Below are 17,132 nucleotides of genomic sequence, written 5' to 3' on the forward strand. Positions count from 1 at the left end.
CCTCTTGTCTGACATTCGTCTGATTGTGGGCCTGGGTAATCCAGGCCCAGAATATGAAAATACCCGCCATAATGCGGGCGCCTGGTTTCTTGAAGCGTTAGCCGCGCGCCACAATACTTCTTTGACTCCTGAAGCAAAATTCTTTGGCAAAACTGCACGTATCACAGTAGCAGGCCAGGATATTCGCTTGCTCTACCCTACTACGTTTATGAACAAAAGCGGACAGTCAGTGGGGACCTTAGCTAACTTTTATCGAATTGAACCAGAGCAAATTCTGGTGGCCTTTGATGAGCTGGATTTACCGGCAGGGGTGGCTAAGTTCAAGGTAGGGGGAAGCTCCAGTCAAAATGGTGTGCGTGATATTGTCTCAAGACTGGCAAACAACAAAAATTTCCTGCGTTTGCGCATAGGCATTGACCACCCTGGCCATAAGGCCAAAGTAACCGGCCATGTCTTAGGCAAGCCAGCTCCAGCAGAAAAAGAAGCTATCGATAGCGCGATTGATGAAGCTGTTCGTTGTATTGATATTCTGCTGAAAGACGATTTGAAAACAGCACAAAATCGGCTTCATTCCTTTAAAGCCGACGCTAAATAAACTAACCGAATTAAGAGGCTAGCATGGGTTTTAAATGTGGTATCGTCGGCCTGCCCAACGTAGGTAAATCGACACTGTTTAATGCACTGACCAAAGCAGGCATTGAAGCCGCCAACTTCCCTTTTTGTACCATTGAACCAAATACCGGTGTGGTTCCGGTGCCGGACCTGCGTCTGGACAAGCTGGCGCAAATTGTAAATCCCCAACGTGTCATTCCTACCACCATGGAATTTGTGGATATTGCAGGTTTGGTAGAAGGTGCCTCTAAAGGTGAAGGTCTGGGCAACAAATTTTTGGCCAACATTCGTGAAACCGATGCGATTGGCCATGTGGTACGTTGCTTTGATGATGAAAACATTGTGCATGTTTCAGGCAAAGTCAGCCCTCAAAATGATATTGATGTCATCAATACTGAGCTGGCTCTGGCCGACCTGGAAACCACCGAAAAAGCCTTATTACGGGTTGCCAAACGCGCCAAAGGTGGCGACTCAGAAGCCAAGTTTGAATTGAAAGTTCTGGAAAAAATTAAGCCTCACCTTGATGAAGGATTGTTGCTGCGTTCCCTTGAACTTAGTAAAGAAGAGCTGGCAGCCATTAGCTATATGAATATGCTTACGTTAAAGCCCACCATGTACATTGCTAATGTGAACGAAGAAGGTTTTGAGAATAATCCCTACCTGGATGAAGTTCGAAAAATCGCTGAAGACGAAAATGCCGTGGTTGTGGCGGTTTGTGCTGCGATTGAGTCTGAGATTGCCGAGCTGGAAGATGATGAGCGCGAAGAGTTTATGCAGGACATGGGCTTAGAAGAGCCTGGCCTGAATCGGGTAATTCGTTCTGGCTACAGTCTGTTGACCCTACAAACCTATTTTACTGCCGGAGTGAAGGAAGTCAGAGCCTGGACCTTCCCTGAAGGGTCTACCGCCCCACAAGCCGCGGGCCGTATTCACACCGACTTTGAAAAAGGCTTCATTCGTGCCGAAATCGTATCGTTTGATCACTTTGTTGAATTCAACGGCGAGCAGGGTGCCAAAGACGCGGGTAAGTGGCGCCTGGAAGGCAAAGAGTACATTGTAAAAGACGGGGATGTGATTCACTTCCGCTTTAACGTGTAAGCACTTACGCTTCCTGTGATACCCGAAAAGCCGCTGCCAGTTCAGCGGCTTTTTAATGCTTTGCCCCACCCTGGGCTGCTGAATATAAGCTCCTCTCCGCAACAAACCCGACTTCCGGCATGACAATAATTTCTTTAGCTTGCGTTACTACGCCCGCTCACACGCAAACCTTTGTTTTTTTAACATCCAAAATACAAAACGCCTGCTGCCTGCTTGTATAAACAACTTTCACGCTTGGTTTTATACACACAATCTTAAGGTGGCGTTACACGGGCCTGTGTGAAATACCGTTCATTGGTAAAGCAACAGCTTTGTGAGCCGGGAATAATTTGAGCAGTGAAATAAGTGCAGTGACAGTCCACCTTCTATCTGTCCACCTTCTATCTCCCAATAACTGGCCCCTGAATTCGGCATAAATTATTGGCATCCCGTGCTTCGCCTGTATAGAAACGTCGCTACGGTGAATGCCCTGTAGCTATTAAGATAAATGCAGTAACTGTCCACGCTCCCCAAAATACAGTGACTGTCTACGTTCTGACTCACGTTCTACCGCCGTTAATGGGTTCCGGTGCATAGCCTTTGTAGAGTTGCCGCTTCACGATATGACCTGAAGCTATTAAAAATAAAAACAGTGACTGTCCATGTTCTGGCTTTATCAGCCGGGAGTAATTTGAGCATTGAAATAAGTGAAGTGACTGTCCTCCTTTCGCCGGTGCCCTGCTGCAGTGACTGTCCATAGCAGTGAATGTCCATACTCTATCTCCCAATATCCGGCCTCTGAGTTCGGCATATATTAATGGGTTCTGGTGCATAGCCTTTATAGAGTTGCCGCTTCACGATATGACCTGAAACTATTAAAAATTAATACAGTGACTGTCCATGTTCTGGCTGTCCGTGTTCTGGCTTTATCAGCCGGGAGTAATTTGAGCATTGAAATAAGTGAAGTGACTGTCCTCCTTCCGCCGGTGCCCTGCTGCAGTGACTGTCCATAGCAGTGATAGCAGTGACTGTCCATACTCTATCTATAGCAGTGACTGTCCATACTCTATCTCCCAATATCTGGCCTCTGAGTTCGGCATATATTAATGGGTTCTGGTGCATAGCCTTTATAGAGTTGCCGCTTCACGATATGACCTGAAGCTATTAATAATTAATACAGTGACTGTCCATGTTCTGCCATACAGTGACTGTCCATGTTCTGCCTCATGTTCTGCCCGATACTTTATCCCTCTTCCAGTTTACACAAGGTAACCCCGGTAACCCGGGGAGAACGGTTAGCCGTGATCACCTGGATCCAAAGGATGGTCAGTGATGCCGCAACCCGAGCCAGCCTGCATGAATTGGATGAGGTTATTCAGGCTTTAATCGCCAGTGGCACTGCGCGGCGCACCGAGTTGGATAAACTGCATCATGTGTATCACAACCTGATTCGGCAATTCACTACACTATAAACAGTTACCCTTCCCAAAAGTTCTTGCTATCAGGCCGGTAACAGCGGGGCCCGGGACCGTCTTTGGGTCTGCCAGGCAGCATGTTTTTGATCGTCTGTTGAGGTGCTCCTCAAGCCGGTGTTACGGCCGGGTCTGTCAGATCCAGGTCTCGGGCAATACCAATGCCTGTCAGTATGAAGGCTTTTTGAATAGCTAGCGCAAGCCACTCAGTATCGGCTTTTCGGAGTCTTTTGTAACCTGTTGATTGCCTCAGAACTTTAACCTGATGTTATTTTTGTCGTCTCATCAGCGCTAACCGTCGCCGACTGGTTTACGCAACCCAGGCTGGCTTAGGTAACAGGATGCCACCGTCGGGTAAAGGCCGTGGGTAACGGGCGCGGTTAACATGCGCGGCGAGATTTGCCCTAAAGGCCGTATCGGCGCCAGCCAATTAAGCACACTGCTTTGTATAGCTGCATTGGCCAGACGCCATTTGTCGGTTTGTTTATCAATAGTCTTTTGTAGTGCTTGTGTATATTCTGTATAGCCAGAACCTGACCATGGCCAAGCCGAAGCTGTGCTGGCAAGGCGTAAGGTGCTACCTATAAACCCCAACAATGTGTACGGATTCTGCGATGCTTAAATTTTGGTTATTACTCAGCTTGCTTATTACGCTGCCAGTTGTTACCTGCGCGGCGAGTGATGAAGAAACGGCTGCCGACAAAGATTTCTGGTACCTGATACCCCAAAGTGACCTGGTATATATCGACACCAATCAGGGGCAAGTGGTAGTGGCGCTTACCGATAGTGTTGCTCCTGAACATGTGAAACGCTTCAAAACATTAGTGAGTGAGGGCTTTTATAATCAGCAACATTTTTATCGGGTGATAGAAGGCTTTGTGGCCCAGGCGGGGGCAAATGCGCAACAGCCCGAGGGGGAAGCGTACCCTCCCCTGCCGGCAGAGTTTTCGAAATCGTCGGTAGAAGGCTTTTTTGAAGTTGAGCGTCCGGCACCATTTGCTCCGGTTGCTGGCTTTATCAATGGTTTTGCCGCCGGTACCACACCCGATCGGCAGGGGTATTGGCTGACTCACTGCCCCGGCGCGGTGGCCATGGCCAGAGACAACAAAGCCGATACTGCCACTACCGACTTTTATATCGTGTTGGGCCAGGCTCCCCGGCATCTTGACCGTAATATGTCGGTTTTTGGCAGAGTAGTTGCCGGGATGGCGGCCCTGCAGCGCTTGCCACGAGGCGAGAAGGATAACGGCGGGGTCATTTCCCGGCCCGGTGAGGCAAGTGCCATTGTCGGTGCAGCATTGGGGACCAGCTTGCCTGCTGACCAGCAACGCCGCTTCAGGATCCAGCTGCCCGGACATTCAGCGTATCAAAATAGGCTTTTGACGACTAAAACACTATCAAATAGCTTTTTTGTAGACAAAAGTCTGGCACCTCGGGCCATCGATATTTGTTATGTACAGACTCTGGTTGAAGAAATCTGATAGCCGGAGTGTCTGTTCCCAAGTACAGAGCAGGGCTTTTCTGTCTTATTTTCGTACACTTACTGCTAAAAATGATGGTTTCGGTATATATTGTGAGCACTTAAATAAAGATGGTAAAAAAGGGGTTGACGAGACCCCGCCATATTCGCATAATACGCGCCACTTCCTTAAGGGGAAGAGAAAAAGTGACAAGGCTACGTAGCTCAGTTGGTTAGAGCACATCACTCATAATGATGGGGTCGCAAGTTCGAATCTCGCCGTAGCCACCATTTTTCTCCCTTAAGCAGAAGTGTTCAACAGTGCGGGAGTGGTGGAATTGGTAGACACGCTGGATTTAGGTTCCAGTGCTTCACGGCGTGAGAGTTCAAGTCTCTCCTTCCGCACCATGTTGGGGTATAGCCAAGTTGGTAAGGCACCGGGTTTTGATCCCGCTATTCGTTGGTTCGAGTCCAGCTACCCCAGCCACTTTTTTTAAGTAATTGCGCTTATGTTGCGTGATTATCAACTGGGGTATAGCCAAGTTGGTAAGGCAGCGGGTTTTGATCCCGTTATTCGTTGGTTCGAGTCCAGCTACCCCAGCCACATTTAAAACCGGTCCCCTTGACCGGTTTTTTTATGAAAGACAAATCAGGCTATGTAGCTCAGTTGGTTAGAGCACATCACTCATAATGATGGGGTCGCAAGTTCGAATCTCGCCATAGCCACCACTTTCCAATAAGTTCAGTCGTATCTGCGCTGATTTTTTGTTGGGGTATAGCCAAGTTGGTAAGGCAGCGGGTTTTGATCCCGTTATTCGTTGGTTCGAGTCCAGCTACCCCAGCCATTCTCTTTCATTTCTTTTGAAACTCTATTGCCACTCTGTCCGTAGCTGTATTTTCAGATTGTTGTGAAAGCAATCCGTTATCCGAATCCTGCTACTTTCGGTTCCTACACCACGTGGTAAGATATCTATTCATTACAAGAACGCTACCCAAGGAAAATCAGTGATTGAAAATATTGTCGCGGCCGTTAATAACGTGCTGTGGGGGGATGGACTGTCATTCAATCAGGCAGATGTGAATTTTGCGACCGGCCCGCTGCTTATCTATATGCTGGTATTTTGTGGTCTTTGGTTTACCTGGAAATTACGAGCTGTGCAGCTGCGCCACTTCGGTTATATGTTTTCGGTAATGAAAGGCAGCACCACCGCCACCGCTGAGGGTATCAGCTCGTTTCAGGCTTTATGTACCAGTCTATCGGCTCGCGTAGGCACGGGTAACCTGGCCGGAGTAGCAGTAGCAATCTCTTTGGGCGGTGCCGGCGCTATTTTCTGGATGTGGATGATTGCCTTAATTGGTATGGCCACCGGCTTTGCAGAAAGTGTACTGGGTCAGCTTTATAAGGTGAAAGACGACAATGGCGAATTTCGCGGCGGCCCTGCTTATTATATCAAACAAGGGTTAAATAAAACCTGGCTGGCCGTGGCATTTTCATTGTGCTTGTTCTTCGGCTATGGGTTTGTGTTCAGCGCGGTACAGGCCAACACTATTACTGATGCGCTGGAAAATGCCTATGCTATTCCGACTTTGTATTCAGGCGTGGCGATCATCGCCCTGGCAGCCATGATTGTGGTGGGCGGCTTGCGGGGCATTGCACGTTTTGCTGAGCTGGCTGTGCCGTTCATGGGAGTGGGCTATATATTAGTGGCACTGACCATAACCTTTATGAATCTAAGTGCCCTGCCCGACATGCTGATGCATATTATTTATTCTGCGTTTGGCCTGGAAGAAGCCGGGGCTGGCGCATTGGGCGCCGCTATCAAAAACGGTATCCAACGGGGGCTGTACTCAAACGAGGCCGGTTCAGGCAGTGTGCCCCATGCAGCAGCCGGGGCCGCGCCCAATCCTAACCATCCGGTCTCACAAGGCTATGTGCAGATGCTGGGGGTGTTTTTTGACACCATGATTTTATGTACCTGTACCGCTTTTATTATCTTGCTGGCCGGTAAAGAAAATGCCGCCGAAGGTATGGGAGGAATCGGGTTGACCCAGGAAGCCTTAAGCATCCATATTGGTGCTTCAGGCACTGACTTTATCTCTGCGGCAATATGTTTGTTTGCATTTACCTCGGTGGTGGCTAACTATGCCTATGGGGAAAGTAACCTGCATATGTTCAAACTGGATAACAAACCCGGGCGACTGGTTTATACCGCCGGCTATCTGGGTATGATCTTATGGGGCTCGATGGCGGCGTTGCCCACGGTATGGGCAATGGCGGATATGGCCCTGGGACTCATGTCAGTAATCAATATTATTGCAATAATCTGGCTGACGCCGACGATTGTCGCGGTGTGCCGGGATTATTTTGGCAAACTCGACCGGGGCGAGCGTCCGGAATATGCCACCGGCGATTGCGAGATTCAGGGCAAATCCGAAAAGGGAATTTGGTAACCCGGCTTATTTCAATTTGCTAAAAAACCGCTATCGGCCTTGTCGATCAGCGGTTTTTTGTGTCTGGCAGTTTAAAGTGTGAAGCAGACTTATTTGATATCAACAAGCGGCCTGAGTGACAGGTCGGGTGCTTTCGCTATCAGCAGTTTTGCTCCATGACTGGTTTTGTGCCGCAAACTAACACTGCTCTTTCAGGGCCATTCACAGTAGCCGGATTCAGGCAGGGGCGCTCATGCGAACATTGTATTCCAACTGACAGACAAAATGACCAGCTCATATTCATATACCCAGATTCATCAACTGCCAGACCGGTCATAAAAAAAGCGCCACGAGGGCGCTTCTTTAAACCTGACAGGCTAATTACTTAGACCATTCAAATTTCTTGAACGGCTCATCAATCGGTGTGTTGGCCAGATGATTGGTGTAATTACTCATCAGCTTCTGGGCCATAATGGTTATGATTTCCAGCAACTGCTGACGGGTAAAACCGGCATCAAAGAATGAGCTTAGTACCTCATCTTCTACATTGCCGCGACCACGAGTCAGTGCCAGAACAGTCTCTTTCAAGGTATTAAGCTTGGCATCGGACAATGTTTTGTCATCGCGAAGCTCCTGAATCAGCTCATCGCTGACTTCCATGCTTTTAGCAATACCAGTATGCGCCGGCACACAATAATGACATTCGTGCTCGACATTCAGTGTCTGCCATACCACGGTTAACTCTTCTTTATTAAACGAAGAATCCAGCGCCAGCTCATGCAGTTTTTGATAGCCTTCTAATAAGCCAGGCGCTTCGGCCATTACCGCATGTAAATTTGGAATCATACCAAACGATTTTTTGGACTCTTCCAGTAAGGCTTTTGATTTTTCGGGTGCATTCGTTTCATCATAAAGTGTAAAATCGGTCATTTGCGTCTCCTGTTAATTCGCGCTTGGCAACTATACTGGGGTTTCCTGAACACTTGTTCAAGGGGTCCGTGAACATTTGTTCAAATTCATTAAGGCAGTACCGTTTTATGTCAGACAGCACCACTTTACTTAATACCGCCACCGATCTGTTTTGGCGCAAAGGCTATCAGGCCACCAGCATGCGGGATATCCAACACGCCCTCGATCTGCGTCCCGGCAGTTTGTATTCACGCTTTCAAAGTAAATCTGAATTGTTTGAAAAGGTCATTGTGCACTATGCCGAACAGATTCTGGCGCGACTGGAACAAAGTGCGCAAAGTGATGATGGACTGACTGCGACCCGACAAATGTTTATTCAGGAGTTGCTCAAGCCCGAAGAACTGCGCTATCAGCGCCAGTGTTTACTGCTAAATGCGATGGCCGAAAGCAGCAAGCTGGAAGACAGAGCCGCGCAGGCATTAGAAGACGCGATGGCAAAAATGTTACAAGGATTTATTGCGCTGGCGATGTCGTTACAGCAACAACAGATGGTGTGCGGTCATACCGCGCCTGAAAAAATAGGGCAATGGCTACAAATTCAGTTTATCGGGCTGCGCAATACTGCTTTTGTATCGAACAATGACGAAGAGATTATTTATTTTATCGATAAGCTACTTATCGATTTGCAGCATTCGTGGCCCGATAGCGCCTGATGGTGGTGTTGAGGGTCAGGGTGCCAAAGGCCAGGCCGGGGATGGCCCGGGCGCTGAACGCCCAGATTAACGGGCCATCATGTAAATAAGCTGAATAACCAGTGATATCATAATCAGCGGCCATATCCACCGGGCGACCTTGCTAGCGGTCTCGCTGCTGATGCGCATGTTTGAACGTTCAATCAGTGGCACCACCACCAACAGGGCTAAAAACAGCACACCCAGAATAATCAGTACTTCCACGGTTACTCTCCAATTGCGTATTGCAATATTTGACGTTTGGCAAAATCGGTTTGTTGCGTCATTTTCAATAGTCCGGTTCGCACCCATTTGGCCGGTGCCAAGCGGTTACTAAATAGCAGATAAAACGCATCCATGGCGCTCATCATGGCCAGGTTATCGCGCTGGCGCGGCTGTTCGTAATGCTGCTTCAGGCTGTCGTACTTTAACAATCCCGCGCTGGGCTGAGTAACATTGAGCAGTGCCTGTACATCTTTAAAGCCAATATTTACCCCCTGTCCGGCCAGCGGATTAATGGTATGGGCAGCATCGCCCACCAGAATAGCCTGATGCTTTAAATAGCGCTGAGCATGCATCCGCGTTAACGGAAAGGCGGCTTTGGCCTGTATTTCAAAATCACCGGTGATACGGGGAAAGGCGTCTTCAATAGCCTGTTTTAACTGCGTATTGTTCATCGTTTTTAGTTGTCTGATGCGCGCCGGATTGTCATACCAGACAAACGAACCAAAATTGTCGTACATGGGCAAGAACGCCCGTGGGCCACTTGGGTGAAACTCCTGCCAGGTCCAGTCAGGCTGTGCTTGTGCTGTTTTTACCGTGACCCCCAGCGCCTGCTGGCCATATTGCCAGCCTTGGGTACTGATGCCGGCCTGCTGGCGCACAAATGAGCCCGCGCCGTCCGCACCAATAAGCCAGCGCGCTGCAATGGTACTATTATCGTTTAATACGATAGTGCAGCCATGGGGCTCGTGCCACTGTACAGTTTCAGGCGTTTGGGTAAACTGAGTCAGGTTTGCCTCATGTTGTTGTAGCGCGATGGCAGCTAAGCATGCCAGCTGAATCAGACGATTTTCGCAGAAATAGCCCAGCACACTCATATCCAGCAGCTGCGCCTCAAAATCGGTAGTGGACTGCCGGTCTTCCCACACCGAAAGCTTATTGTAGGCACGTAGCCGCGAAGCAGGGATCGACTGCCATGCGCCTAAAGACTGCAATAAGGCCACGGTGCCGGCCGATAACGCACTGACCCGCAAATCCGGTGGCTGTCCCGGTTCAAACGGTTTAGGGGGAGCCGGATCAATCAGCGCGACCCGATAGCCTTGCCGCAACAATCCTAATGCCAGCGTAGCGCCTACCATGCCCGCTCCATTCACACAAAAATCGTACATATGCTCTCCTGCCCTTGTTACCGCCATTATGACCTAAACCCAGGCCTGCGTCATGATGTGCTATACCCCTTACGTAGTAACCAGTAATTTTCGATTAAGATTCCGTACAATCACTGGGCAAACGCGCTTATAGCAGGTAAAATACGCGGCTATTTTGAACATTTATCGATCCCTTTGTACCTGATAGTGACGCGTTGCGCAGGATGCGTGCTTTTTACCCGTCCCGGGACATTTGTAAAAGGGCTTGATTGAACCTGAATTGACTGTATTCGCTATGACCAAGAAGCTGTATATCAAAACCTGGGGCTGCCAAATGAACGAGTACGACTCGGACAAAATGGCAGACCTGCTCGACTCGACCCACGGCTATACCCGCGCAGAAGAGGCAGAAGATGCTGATATCATTTTGCTGAATACCTGCTCGATACGGGAAAAAGCCCAGGAAAAAGTATTCCATCAGCTGGGACGCTGGAAGAATCTCAAACAGCATAAGCCCGAGCTTATCATTGGCGTAGGCGGCTGTGTGGCCTCCCAGGAAGGCGACGCGATTCGTCAACGCGCCCCGTTTGTTGATTTGGTTTTTGGCCCACAAACCTTACACCGTTTGCCTGAGATGATTAAAGATCTGCAAGGCGGTGCCAAATCTGTGGTGGATATCAGCTTTCCGGAAATTGAAAAGTTTGACCGCTTACCCGAACCACGGGCCGAAGGCCCTACCGCCTTTGTTTCTATTATGGAAGGGTGTTCTAAATATTGTACCTTCTGCGTGGTGCCCTATACCCGGGGTGAAGAAGTCAGCCGCCCGGTGGACGATGTGCTGTTAGAAGTTGCCCAACTTGCCGAGCAAGGCGTGCGCGAAGTGAATCTGCTGGGCCAGAATGTAAACGCATTTCGTGGTGAGCACCACGATGGCTCTACCTGCTATTTTTCAGAGTTGCTGGAACTGGTAGCCGCCATCGATGGTATTGACCGGATTCGCTACACCACCTCCCACCCGGTTGAATTTACCGACGACATTATTGCCGCCTACGAAACTAGCCCGGAACTGGTAGATCATCTGCACTTGCCGGTACAAAGTGGCTCAGATCGGGTATTAACGCTGATGAAGCGTGGTCACACGGCATTAGAATATAAGTCTCGGGTACGCAAATTACGTAAAGTGCGTCCCAATATCAGTATGTCTTCTGATTTCATCATTGGCTTTCCTGGCGAAACCGATGCCGATTTTGAAGCCACCATGGATCTTATCCAGGCCATTGATTTTGATTTAAGCTTTAGCTTTATCTACAGCGCTCGTCCTGGCACACCGGCCGCCGATGCGGTGGACGATGTCTCTGAACAAACCAAGAAACAGCGGTTACAGCTGTTGCAGCAACGTATTACGCAACAGGCGTTACGTATTGCCCGCCATATGGTAGGCACCGAGCAGCGGATTCTGGTGGAAGGCCCGTCGAAAAAGAACCCAATGGAGCTTTCTGGTCGTACAGAGAATAATCGGGTGGTTAACTTTGAAGGCACCCCGGATATGATTGGTGAATTTGTGGATGTGAACATCACCGATGTCTTTACCAATTCACTGCGCGGCGATGTTATTCGTCGGGAAAGCGAAATGGGGTTGCGTGTGGCAGTTTCACCCCAATCTATAACGGCGAAACGTCAATCTGAACAACCTGACGCCCTCGGTGTGGGTCAGTTTGTTCCATCAGTTTAAAGCGAGGAAACAAGCAGCTTGAGTAATTTGGTTAGCAACGAAATTGTATTAGAGCCGGAAGATAACAAACGGCTGTCAGTATTGTGTGGACCGTTTGATGACAACATCAAACAAATTGAACGCCGCCTTGGTGTTGAAATAACCTACCGAAATAATGCCTTTCGGGTATTGGGTGACGATCAGCAAGCCAGTGGTGCGGCAGAGTTACTTAAGCTGCTGTACATCGAGACTCAACCGGTGAAAGGTCAGCCTGCAGAACTTACCCCTGAACAGGTACACCTGGCGATTCAGGAATCAAAGGTTCTTGAACAGGATGACAGTGCTGCCCGGCCAGGCAAAGAAGTCAGTATCAAGACCAAACGCGGTGTGATAAAACCACGAAACCCCAATCAGGGGCAGTATGTGGCCAACATTGTTAATCATGATATTGCCTTTGGTATTGGACCGGCCGGTACGGGTAAAACCTACCTGGCGGTTGCCGCGGCCGTGGATGCGTTAGAACGCCAGGAAGTACGGCGGATCTTACTGACCCGGCCAGCGGTGGAAGCGGGTGAAAAGCTGGGCTTTTTACCCGGCGACTTGTCGCAAAAAGTCGATCCTTACCTGCGCCCGCTTTACGATGCCCTGTTTGAAATGCTGGGTTTTGAAAAAGTGGAAAAACTGATGGAGCGCAATGTGATTGAAGTGGCGCCCCTTGCCTATATGCGTGGGCGTACGCTAAATGATGCCTTCATCATTTTAGATGAAAGTCAGAATACCACCACCGAACAAATGAAAATGTTCCTGACCCGGATTGGCTTTAATTCAAAAGCCGTCATCACTGGTGATATTACCCAGATTGATTTGCCTAAGGGCGCCCGGTCAGGCTTACGCCATGCCATCGATGTTCTGAAAAATGTGAATGATATTTCGTTTAACTTTTTCACTGCCACGGATGTGGTACGTCACCCTGTGGTTGCACGTATTGTGCAAGCGTACGAACGCCATGATGCTGAGCAGGAAGCTGCTCAGATAGCCCGCCGGGAAGAGACCAAAAGGCAGGCAATGGCCCGCGACTATAGCGAATCAAAACCCTCGTGACGGCGTTAATTGACTTGCAGTTAGCCTACGAGGATGACCCGGCAATTGCCGCCGACATCCCTGCTGCCAGTCAGCTACAACATTGGGCGGACATGGTCTTTGTCATGCTCGATCTGTTCGATCAGGAAATGACCCTGCGATTTGTCGGTATTGACGAGTCGCAGGCGTTGAACAGCCAGTTCAGAGGCAAAGACAAACCCACCAATGTTCTCTCCTTTCCCTTTGAGTCGCCCCCCGGTATGGAAATGCCATTGTTAGGCGATCTGGTTATTTGTGCTCCGGTCATCAGCCAGGAAGCACAGGAGCAAGGCAAGCCAGTGAAGCATCATTATGCCCATATGATTGTGCACGGCATCTTACACTTGCTGGGATATGACCATATTGATGATGCCCAGGCAGAAGAGATGGAAGCGCTGGAAATTCAAATACTGGCTGAATTAGACATTGACGACCCTTATCAAGATCATTAACTTGAACCTTGGAAATAAACAAAAACGGATACTATGAGCGACGATAACCCCCACTCTACCAACGGCTCCTCGTCGAAAAGTTGGTTAGATAAGCTAAAACTGACTTTCTCCGGAGAGCCGCAAAGCAAAAAAGAACTGGTAGAAGTCATTACTGAGGCCGAACAGCGCGAAGTAATTGATCCCCAAACCCGCGAGATGATTGAAGGCGTCATCGGGGTAAATGAAATGCGGGTGAGGGATATTATGATCCCGCGCACGCAGATGACCACCATTGATATCGATCAGAAGGTAGAAGAATTTCTGCCTATTATGCTCGAATCTGCTCACTCCCGTTTTCCTGTTATCAGCGAAGATAAAGACCACATCGAAGGTATTCTGCTGGCCAAAGATTTACTGGCCTACATGTTCAACACCGAAAAGGAATTTTTGCTGCGGGCGGTATTGCGGCCAGCCGTGATTGTTCCTGAAAGTAAGCGGGTTGATGTTCTGCTCAAAGAGTTTCGCCAACAGCGCTATCACATGGCCATTGTGGTGGACGAATACGGCGGTGTCTCAGGCCTGGTGACGATTGAAGATATTCTGGAGCTTATCGTCGGCGAAATTGAAGATGAATACGACACCGAAGATGACGGTACCGACGATATCCGGCCGCTCAACAAATATACCTATTCGGTGAAAGCACTGACGCCGGTGGAAGATTTTAATAGCTTTTTTGAAACCAGTTTCAGTGAAGAAGAAGCCGACACCATTGGCGGCATTGTGCTGAAAGCCTTTGGTCATATGCCTTCCACCAATGAAGAGATTGCCATTGGCGATATCAACTTTAAAATCACCCACTCTGACAAACGTCGGCTGGTGCAACTTAAAGTGACTATCCCCTCGTTGGAGTGATCCCCTGAACTCGTTAATCTCTGCCGCCCTGCTATTGCTTAGCGGGGCCAGTCTTACCCTCGCGTATGCGCCGTTTTTATTGTGGCCGGTTTCGCTGTTAGGCTTAATGGTGGCCGTGCGTCAGTTACACCGCCGTCCTGATCAGGGATTCAAAACCGGCTGGCTCTTTGGCTTAGGCTGGTTTGGGGCAGGCATCAGCTGGGTGCATGTGAGTATTGCCGACTTTGGTGGACTGCCTTTGGCCGCGTCGATCGGCCTGATGGTGGTTTTATGTAGTTATCTGGCGCTGTATCCGGCCTTGGCATTTTATCTTACCAAACGTCTTTTTAAACCGGCCTTGTGGCCGCTGGCGTTGCCAGCCTGGTGGTTTATCGGCGAATGGCTTCGCAGCTGGGTGCTAACGGGTTTTCCGTGGCTGTCGGTAGGTTACAGTCAGCTTAACTCGCCGTTAGCCGGCTGGTTTCCGGTTATTGGGGAAACCGGGGTGAGCGCACTGCTTATCTTTGTTGCCACCGGCTGTGCGGTGTGGCTCACCAAACGCCGATTTGTGCCGGCGCTGTTGTCGCTGGCGCTGGTTTTTGGTAGTGGCTGGGCGCTGCAGCACGTGCAATGGGTAACCATCCATAAGACGGTAGATGTTGCAATGGTGCAGGGTAATATAGAACAATCTGTGCGCTGGCAGCCTGAGCAGGACCAGCCCATCATGAACACATACCGCTCGCTGACCCAGCCGTTATTGAATAACGATTTGATTATCTGGCCGGAGGCCGCCATTCCAAAACTGGAATATCTATCCCGCGCCTGGCTGCGTGAACTTGACAGCGAAGCGGCGCAACAGCAAACGGCGATTATCTCCGGCATAGTGAATTACAACTTTGAGAGTCAGCAGACCTGGAACTCGTTAATTGTGTTAGGGCAGCAGGATAAAGAATCTGGTGGCGACTATCGCTACGCCGGGACCAACCGCTACGAAAAACACCATTTGTTGCCAATTGGTGAGTTTGTTCCGTTTGAAGATATCTTACGCCCGCTGGCCCCCCTGTTCGACTTGCCGATGTCGTCTTTTACCCGCGGCGATTACCAGCAAACGAATCTGCTGGCGAACGGGTTACGCCTGGCACCGGCTATTTGTTTTGAAATTGCCTTTCCAAGACAGGTGGCGACCAATATTCTCAACAATACGGATATTTTACTTACCGTCAGTAATGACGCCTGGTTTGGTCACTCACACGGGCCGGCACAGCATCTGCAAATTGCCCAGACCCGGGCACTGGAAATGGGCAAACCGGTCATACGGGCGACCAATAACGGCATTACCGCTTTTATTGATGCCAATGGAGTCATCACCAGCCGTTTGCCTCAGTTTCAGCAAGGCGCGATTGCCGACCAAGTCGACATCACCCGTGGTATGACACCGTATCGTTATGCCGGGGACCTGCCCATGGCCTTACTGCTTATGGTGGCATTGATAGGCGGATATTGGGCCCAGCAGCGGCGTCAGTAATCTGTCCCTTCGGCTCAGCCTTATCACCCTGCTGAATTGATCTGTTTTGGCGGTTGCCACGATAGTAATTGTTTAGGCTGGGGAGAAACACTATGGCAGGCGGCTGGGCGAAAGACGGCGCAGTGCAGGATCAGATTGATGCCAGTGTCGAAGATGCGCTGGCCCGGGCAAAAAGTAATATGCCTAGCGGTGAGAGCGCTGAGTTTTGTGATTTATGTGATGAACCTATCCCGGAAGCCCGGCGTGTCGCTATGCCCGGCGTCCAGTTGTGTATCCAATGTCAAAGTGAAGAAGAAAAGAAAGCTGTAAAGCATTCTTCTATCAACCGGCGCGCCAGTAAAGATAGCCAGCTGCGCTAATCACATCGCTTGAGGCTATGCCAAAAACAAGCCCGCTGGTTCTAATCCTTCCTTGAATTACCGGTACAAAGCCTTATTGTATGAATTAACTGGTGCTTCTTAGCAAGGCCAGATCTTTTCACCTTTTGCTTAATAGGATAGGTATATGCGCTCTGTAGACATGACTCCTCTGTATCGTTCGTTTATTGGTTCTGATCATTTAGCCACCCTGATTGATGCGGCCAACCGCGCCGAAAAACAAAGCTCTTACCCGCCTTACAACATCGAGTTGCTGGCGGAAAATAAATACCGGATCACGATGGCGGTAGCCGGCTTTAGGCAGGATGATATTAATATTGAAATGCTGGAAAACACCCTGACCATCACCGGTCAGAAACCCACGGCGCAGGATAGCGGCGAAGAACGTACGTATTTGCACAAAGGCATCTCAGATCGCAGTTTCGAGCGCAAGTTTCAGCTTGGCGATAATGTGAAGGTGCTCGGGGCTGATATGGAGCATGGTCTGTTGCATATTGATATGGAGCGGCTAATACCAGAGGCACAAAAGCCGCGTCAGATAAAAATTGATGGCAACCTGCTTACTAATCGTTAATTAACGTTTTATATATTCGGGTACCCGTTTAATTACCGCGGTACCCGAAATGTAATCGTGAAAGCCGCGTTTGTTTTTATCAAAAGCTATCCAGATAAAGCCTAAGAAAAACGGGGCGATGGAAACCAGATAAGCAAAATAACGAAGGGTTGATTTGAACACCGATGGCTTGCGGCCGGTGCGCATATCGACAATTTGAATCCCCATCATCAGTTTGCCTGGGGTACCCAGATATTTTTGCCAGAACCACAGGGTAATAATAAACGGCAGTAAATATCCCAGCCCAATGTTCATCCATATCGGGTTATCAGAACCGGCCAGGGAAATTGTCCCGGAAACCAGTGCTACCGGTACGGTCACAAACAAAAAAAACAACAGACAATCCAGCACCACCGCCAGAAAGCGCAGGATAAAACCGGCTGGGGTGACCCCAAACATACTCAT

17 protein-coding genes and 6 tRNA genes are annotated in these 17,132 nt (G+C 49.4%); 19 read left to right on the top strand and 4 right to left on the bottom strand.

What is annotated here, in order from left to right; genetic code table 11:
- Window positions 1-4 precede the first annotated feature (4 nt).
- From pth to IT774_RS10565, 11 genes are all read left to right on the top strand, one after another.
- On the top strand, window positions 5-595 hold the full coding sequence (pth, locus tag IT774_RS10515; protein WP_195809753.1) for an aminoacyl-tRNA hydrolase: 591 nt from the start codon (window positions 5-7) through the stop codon (window positions 593-595).
- Between the two features lie 23 nt (window positions 596-618).
- Window positions 619-1,710: a redox-regulated ATPase YchF gene (gene ychF, locus IT774_RS10520; protein ID WP_195809754.1), complete on the top strand. Its 1,092-nt coding sequence runs from the start codon at window positions 619-621 to the stop codon at window positions 1,708-1,710.
- 1,205 nt (window positions 1,711-2,915) lie between these two features.
- Window positions 2,916-3,161, top strand: coding sequence for a 2OG-Fe(II) oxygenase family protein (locus tag IT774_RS10525; protein ID WP_232364956.1), 246 nt, complete (start codon window positions 2,916-2,918; stop codon window positions 3,159-3,161).
- 614 nt (window positions 3,162-3,775) lie between these two features.
- Window positions 3,776-4,642 (top strand): peptidylprolyl isomerase, encoded by an 867-nt coding sequence (locus tag IT774_RS10530; protein ID WP_195809756.1) that lies wholly within the window; start codon window positions 3,776-3,778, stop codon window positions 4,640-4,642.
- A 192-nt stretch (window positions 4,643-4,834) separates the two neighbouring features.
- Window positions 4,835-4,911, top strand: a tRNA-Met gene (locus IT774_RS10535).
- A 32-nt stretch (window positions 4,912-4,943) separates the two neighbouring features.
- A tRNA-Leu gene (locus IT774_RS10540) sits at window positions 4,944-5,028 on the top strand.
- A 3-nt stretch (window positions 5,029-5,031) separates the two neighbouring features.
- Window positions 5,032-5,107, top strand: a tRNA-Gln gene (locus tag IT774_RS10545).
- 41 nt (window positions 5,108-5,148) lie between these two features.
- A tRNA-Gln gene (locus IT774_RS10550) sits at window positions 5,149-5,224 on the top strand.
- A 48-nt stretch (window positions 5,225-5,272) separates the two neighbouring features.
- Window positions 5,273-5,349, top strand: a tRNA-Met gene (locus IT774_RS10555).
- A 40-nt stretch (window positions 5,350-5,389) separates the two neighbouring features.
- A tRNA-Gln gene (locus IT774_RS10560) sits at window positions 5,390-5,465 on the top strand.
- Between the two features lie 160 nt (window positions 5,466-5,625).
- Window positions 5,626-7,071: an alanine/glycine:cation symporter family protein gene (locus IT774_RS10565; RefSeq protein ID WP_195809757.1), complete on the top strand. Its 1,446-nt coding sequence runs from the start codon at window positions 5,626-5,628 to the stop codon at window positions 7,069-7,071.
- 360 nt (window positions 7,072-7,431) lie between these two features.
- On the opposite strand, the gene IT774_RS10570 is transcribed toward IT774_RS10565, so the two are convergent.
- A complete protein-coding gene (locus IT774_RS10570; RefSeq protein WP_195809758.1) occupies window positions 7,432-7,980 on the bottom strand; it encodes a carboxymuconolactone decarboxylase family protein in 549 nt (182 codons plus the stop codon).
- Between the two features lie 107 nt (window positions 7,981-8,087).
- On the opposite strand from IT774_RS10570, the gene IT774_RS10575 reads away from it, so the two are divergent.
- Window positions 8,088-8,672 carry a TetR/AcrR family transcriptional regulator gene (locus IT774_RS10575; protein ID WP_195809759.1) on the top strand — a complete coding sequence of 195 codons (585 nt, stop codon included), beginning with the start codon at window positions 8,088-8,090 and terminating at the stop codon, window positions 8,670-8,672.
- 66 nt (window positions 8,673-8,738) lie between these two features.
- On the opposite strand, the gene IT774_RS10580 is transcribed toward IT774_RS10575, so the two are convergent.
- Both IT774_RS10580 and IT774_RS10585 read right to left on the bottom strand, forming a co-directional pair.
- Window positions 8,739-8,915, bottom strand: a complete 177-nt coding sequence (locus IT774_RS10580) for a hypothetical protein (protein ID WP_195809760.1) — start codon at window positions 8,913-8,915, stop codon at window positions 8,739-8,741.
- A gap of 2 nt (window positions 8,916-8,917) precedes the next feature.
- Entirely contained in the window at window positions 8,918-10,081 is a 1,164-nt protein-coding gene (locus IT774_RS10585; RefSeq protein ID WP_195809761.1) for an FAD-dependent monooxygenase, read from the bottom strand.
- 274 nt (window positions 10,082-10,355) lie between these two features.
- On the opposite strand from IT774_RS10585, the gene miaB reads away from it, so the two are divergent.
- The 7 genes from miaB to IT774_RS10620 all read left to right on the top strand — a co-directional run bounded on the left by miaB (window position 10,356) and on the right by IT774_RS10620 (window position 16,688).
- Window positions 10,356-11,792 (top strand): tRNA (N6-isopentenyl adenosine(37)-C2)-methylthiotransferase MiaB, encoded by a 1,437-nt coding sequence (gene miaB, locus IT774_RS10590; protein WP_195809762.1) that lies wholly within the window; start codon window positions 10,356-10,358, stop codon window positions 11,790-11,792.
- A gap of 18 nt (window positions 11,793-11,810) precedes the next feature.
- Window positions 11,811-12,872 carry a PhoH family protein gene (locus IT774_RS10595; protein ID WP_195809763.1) on the top strand — a complete coding sequence of 354 codons (1,062 nt, stop codon included), beginning with the start codon at window positions 11,811-11,813 and terminating at the stop codon, window positions 12,870-12,872.
- On the top strand, window positions 12,869-13,342 hold the full coding sequence (gene ybeY / locus IT774_RS10600) for an rRNA maturation RNase YbeY (RefSeq protein WP_195809764.1): 474 nt from the start codon (window positions 12,869-12,871) through the stop codon (window positions 13,340-13,342). Before IT774_RS10595 ends, ybeY begins: the two co-directional genes overlap by 4 nt.
- A gap of 33 nt (window positions 13,343-13,375) precedes the next feature.
- Window positions 13,376-14,233 (top strand): CNNM family magnesium/cobalt transport protein CorC, encoded by an 858-nt coding sequence (gene corC / locus IT774_RS10605; protein ID WP_195809765.1) that lies wholly within the window; start codon window positions 13,376-13,378, stop codon window positions 14,231-14,233.
- Window positions 14,234-14,237: 4 nt separating this feature from the next.
- Window positions 14,238-15,737, top strand: coding sequence for an apolipoprotein N-acyltransferase (gene lnt / locus IT774_RS10610; protein WP_408641214.1), 1,500 nt, complete (start codon window positions 14,238-14,240; stop codon window positions 15,735-15,737).
- 92 nt (window positions 15,738-15,829) lie between these two features.
- Complete coding sequence (locus tag IT774_RS10615) at window positions 15,830-16,096, top strand: DksA/TraR family C4-type zinc finger protein (protein ID WP_195809766.1); 267 nt, start codon at window positions 15,830-15,832, stop codon at window positions 16,094-16,096.
- Window positions 16,097-16,241: 145 nt separating this feature from the next.
- The gene (locus IT774_RS10620) at window positions 16,242-16,688 is read left to right on the top strand and encodes an Hsp20 family protein (RefSeq protein ID WP_195809767.1); all 447 of its coding nucleotides are present in this window, start codon (window positions 16,242-16,244) and stop codon (window positions 16,686-16,688) included.
- Here the strand turns inward: IT774_RS10620 and IT774_RS10625 are convergent, their stop codons facing one another.
- Entirely contained in the window at window positions 16,689-17,132 is a 444-nt protein-coding gene (locus IT774_RS10625; RefSeq protein ID WP_195809768.1) for an RDD family protein, read from the bottom strand.

It is taken from the genome of Salinimonas marina, assembly GCF_015644725.1.
Classification (GTDB): domain Bacteria; phylum Pseudomonadota; class Gammaproteobacteria; order Enterobacterales; family Alteromonadaceae; genus Alteromonas.

Bases quoted from the DNA above. Each gene is read 5' to 3' on its own strand.
- IT774_RS10530 (WP_195809756.1), top strand. From the start codon at position 3,776: ATGCTTAAATTTTGGTTATTACTCAGCTTGCTTATTACGCTGCCAGTT.
- ychF (WP_195809754.1), top strand. From the start codon at position 619: ATGGGTTTTAAATGTGGTATCGTCGGCCTGCCCAACGTAGGTAAATCG.
- corC (WP_195809765.1), top strand. From the start codon at position 13,376: ATGAGCGACGATAACCCCCACTCTACCAACGGCTCCTCGTCGAAAAGT.
- IT774_RS10620 (WP_195809767.1), top strand. From the start codon at position 16,242: ATGCGCTCTGTAGACATGACTCCTCTGTATCGTTCGTTTATTGGTTCT.
- IT774_RS10570 (WP_195809758.1), bottom strand. From the start codon at position 7,980: ATGACCGATTTTACACTTTATGATGAAACGAATGCACCCGAAAAATCA.
- miaB (WP_195809762.1), top strand. From the start codon at position 10,356: ATGACCAAGAAGCTGTATATCAAAACCTGGGGCTGCCAAATGAACGAG.
- IT774_RS10615 (WP_195809766.1), top strand. From the start codon at position 15,830: ATGGCAGGCGGCTGGGCGAAAGACGGCGCAGTGCAGGATCAGATTGAT.
- IT774_RS10575 (WP_195809759.1), top strand. From the start codon at position 8,088: ATGTCAGACAGCACCACTTTACTTAATACCGCCACCGATCTGTTTTGG.
- IT774_RS10585 (WP_195809761.1), bottom strand. From the start codon at position 10,081: ATGTACGATTTTTGTGTGAATGGAGCGGGCATGGTAGGCGCTACGCTG.
- IT774_RS10625 (WP_195809768.1), bottom strand. From the start codon at position 17,132: ATGAGTATGTTTGGGGTCACCCCAGCCGGTTTTATCCTGCGCTTTCTG.
- IT774_RS10525 (WP_232364956.1), top strand. From the start codon at position 2,916: ATGTTCTGCCCGATACTTTATCCCTCTTCCAGTTTACACAAGGTAACC.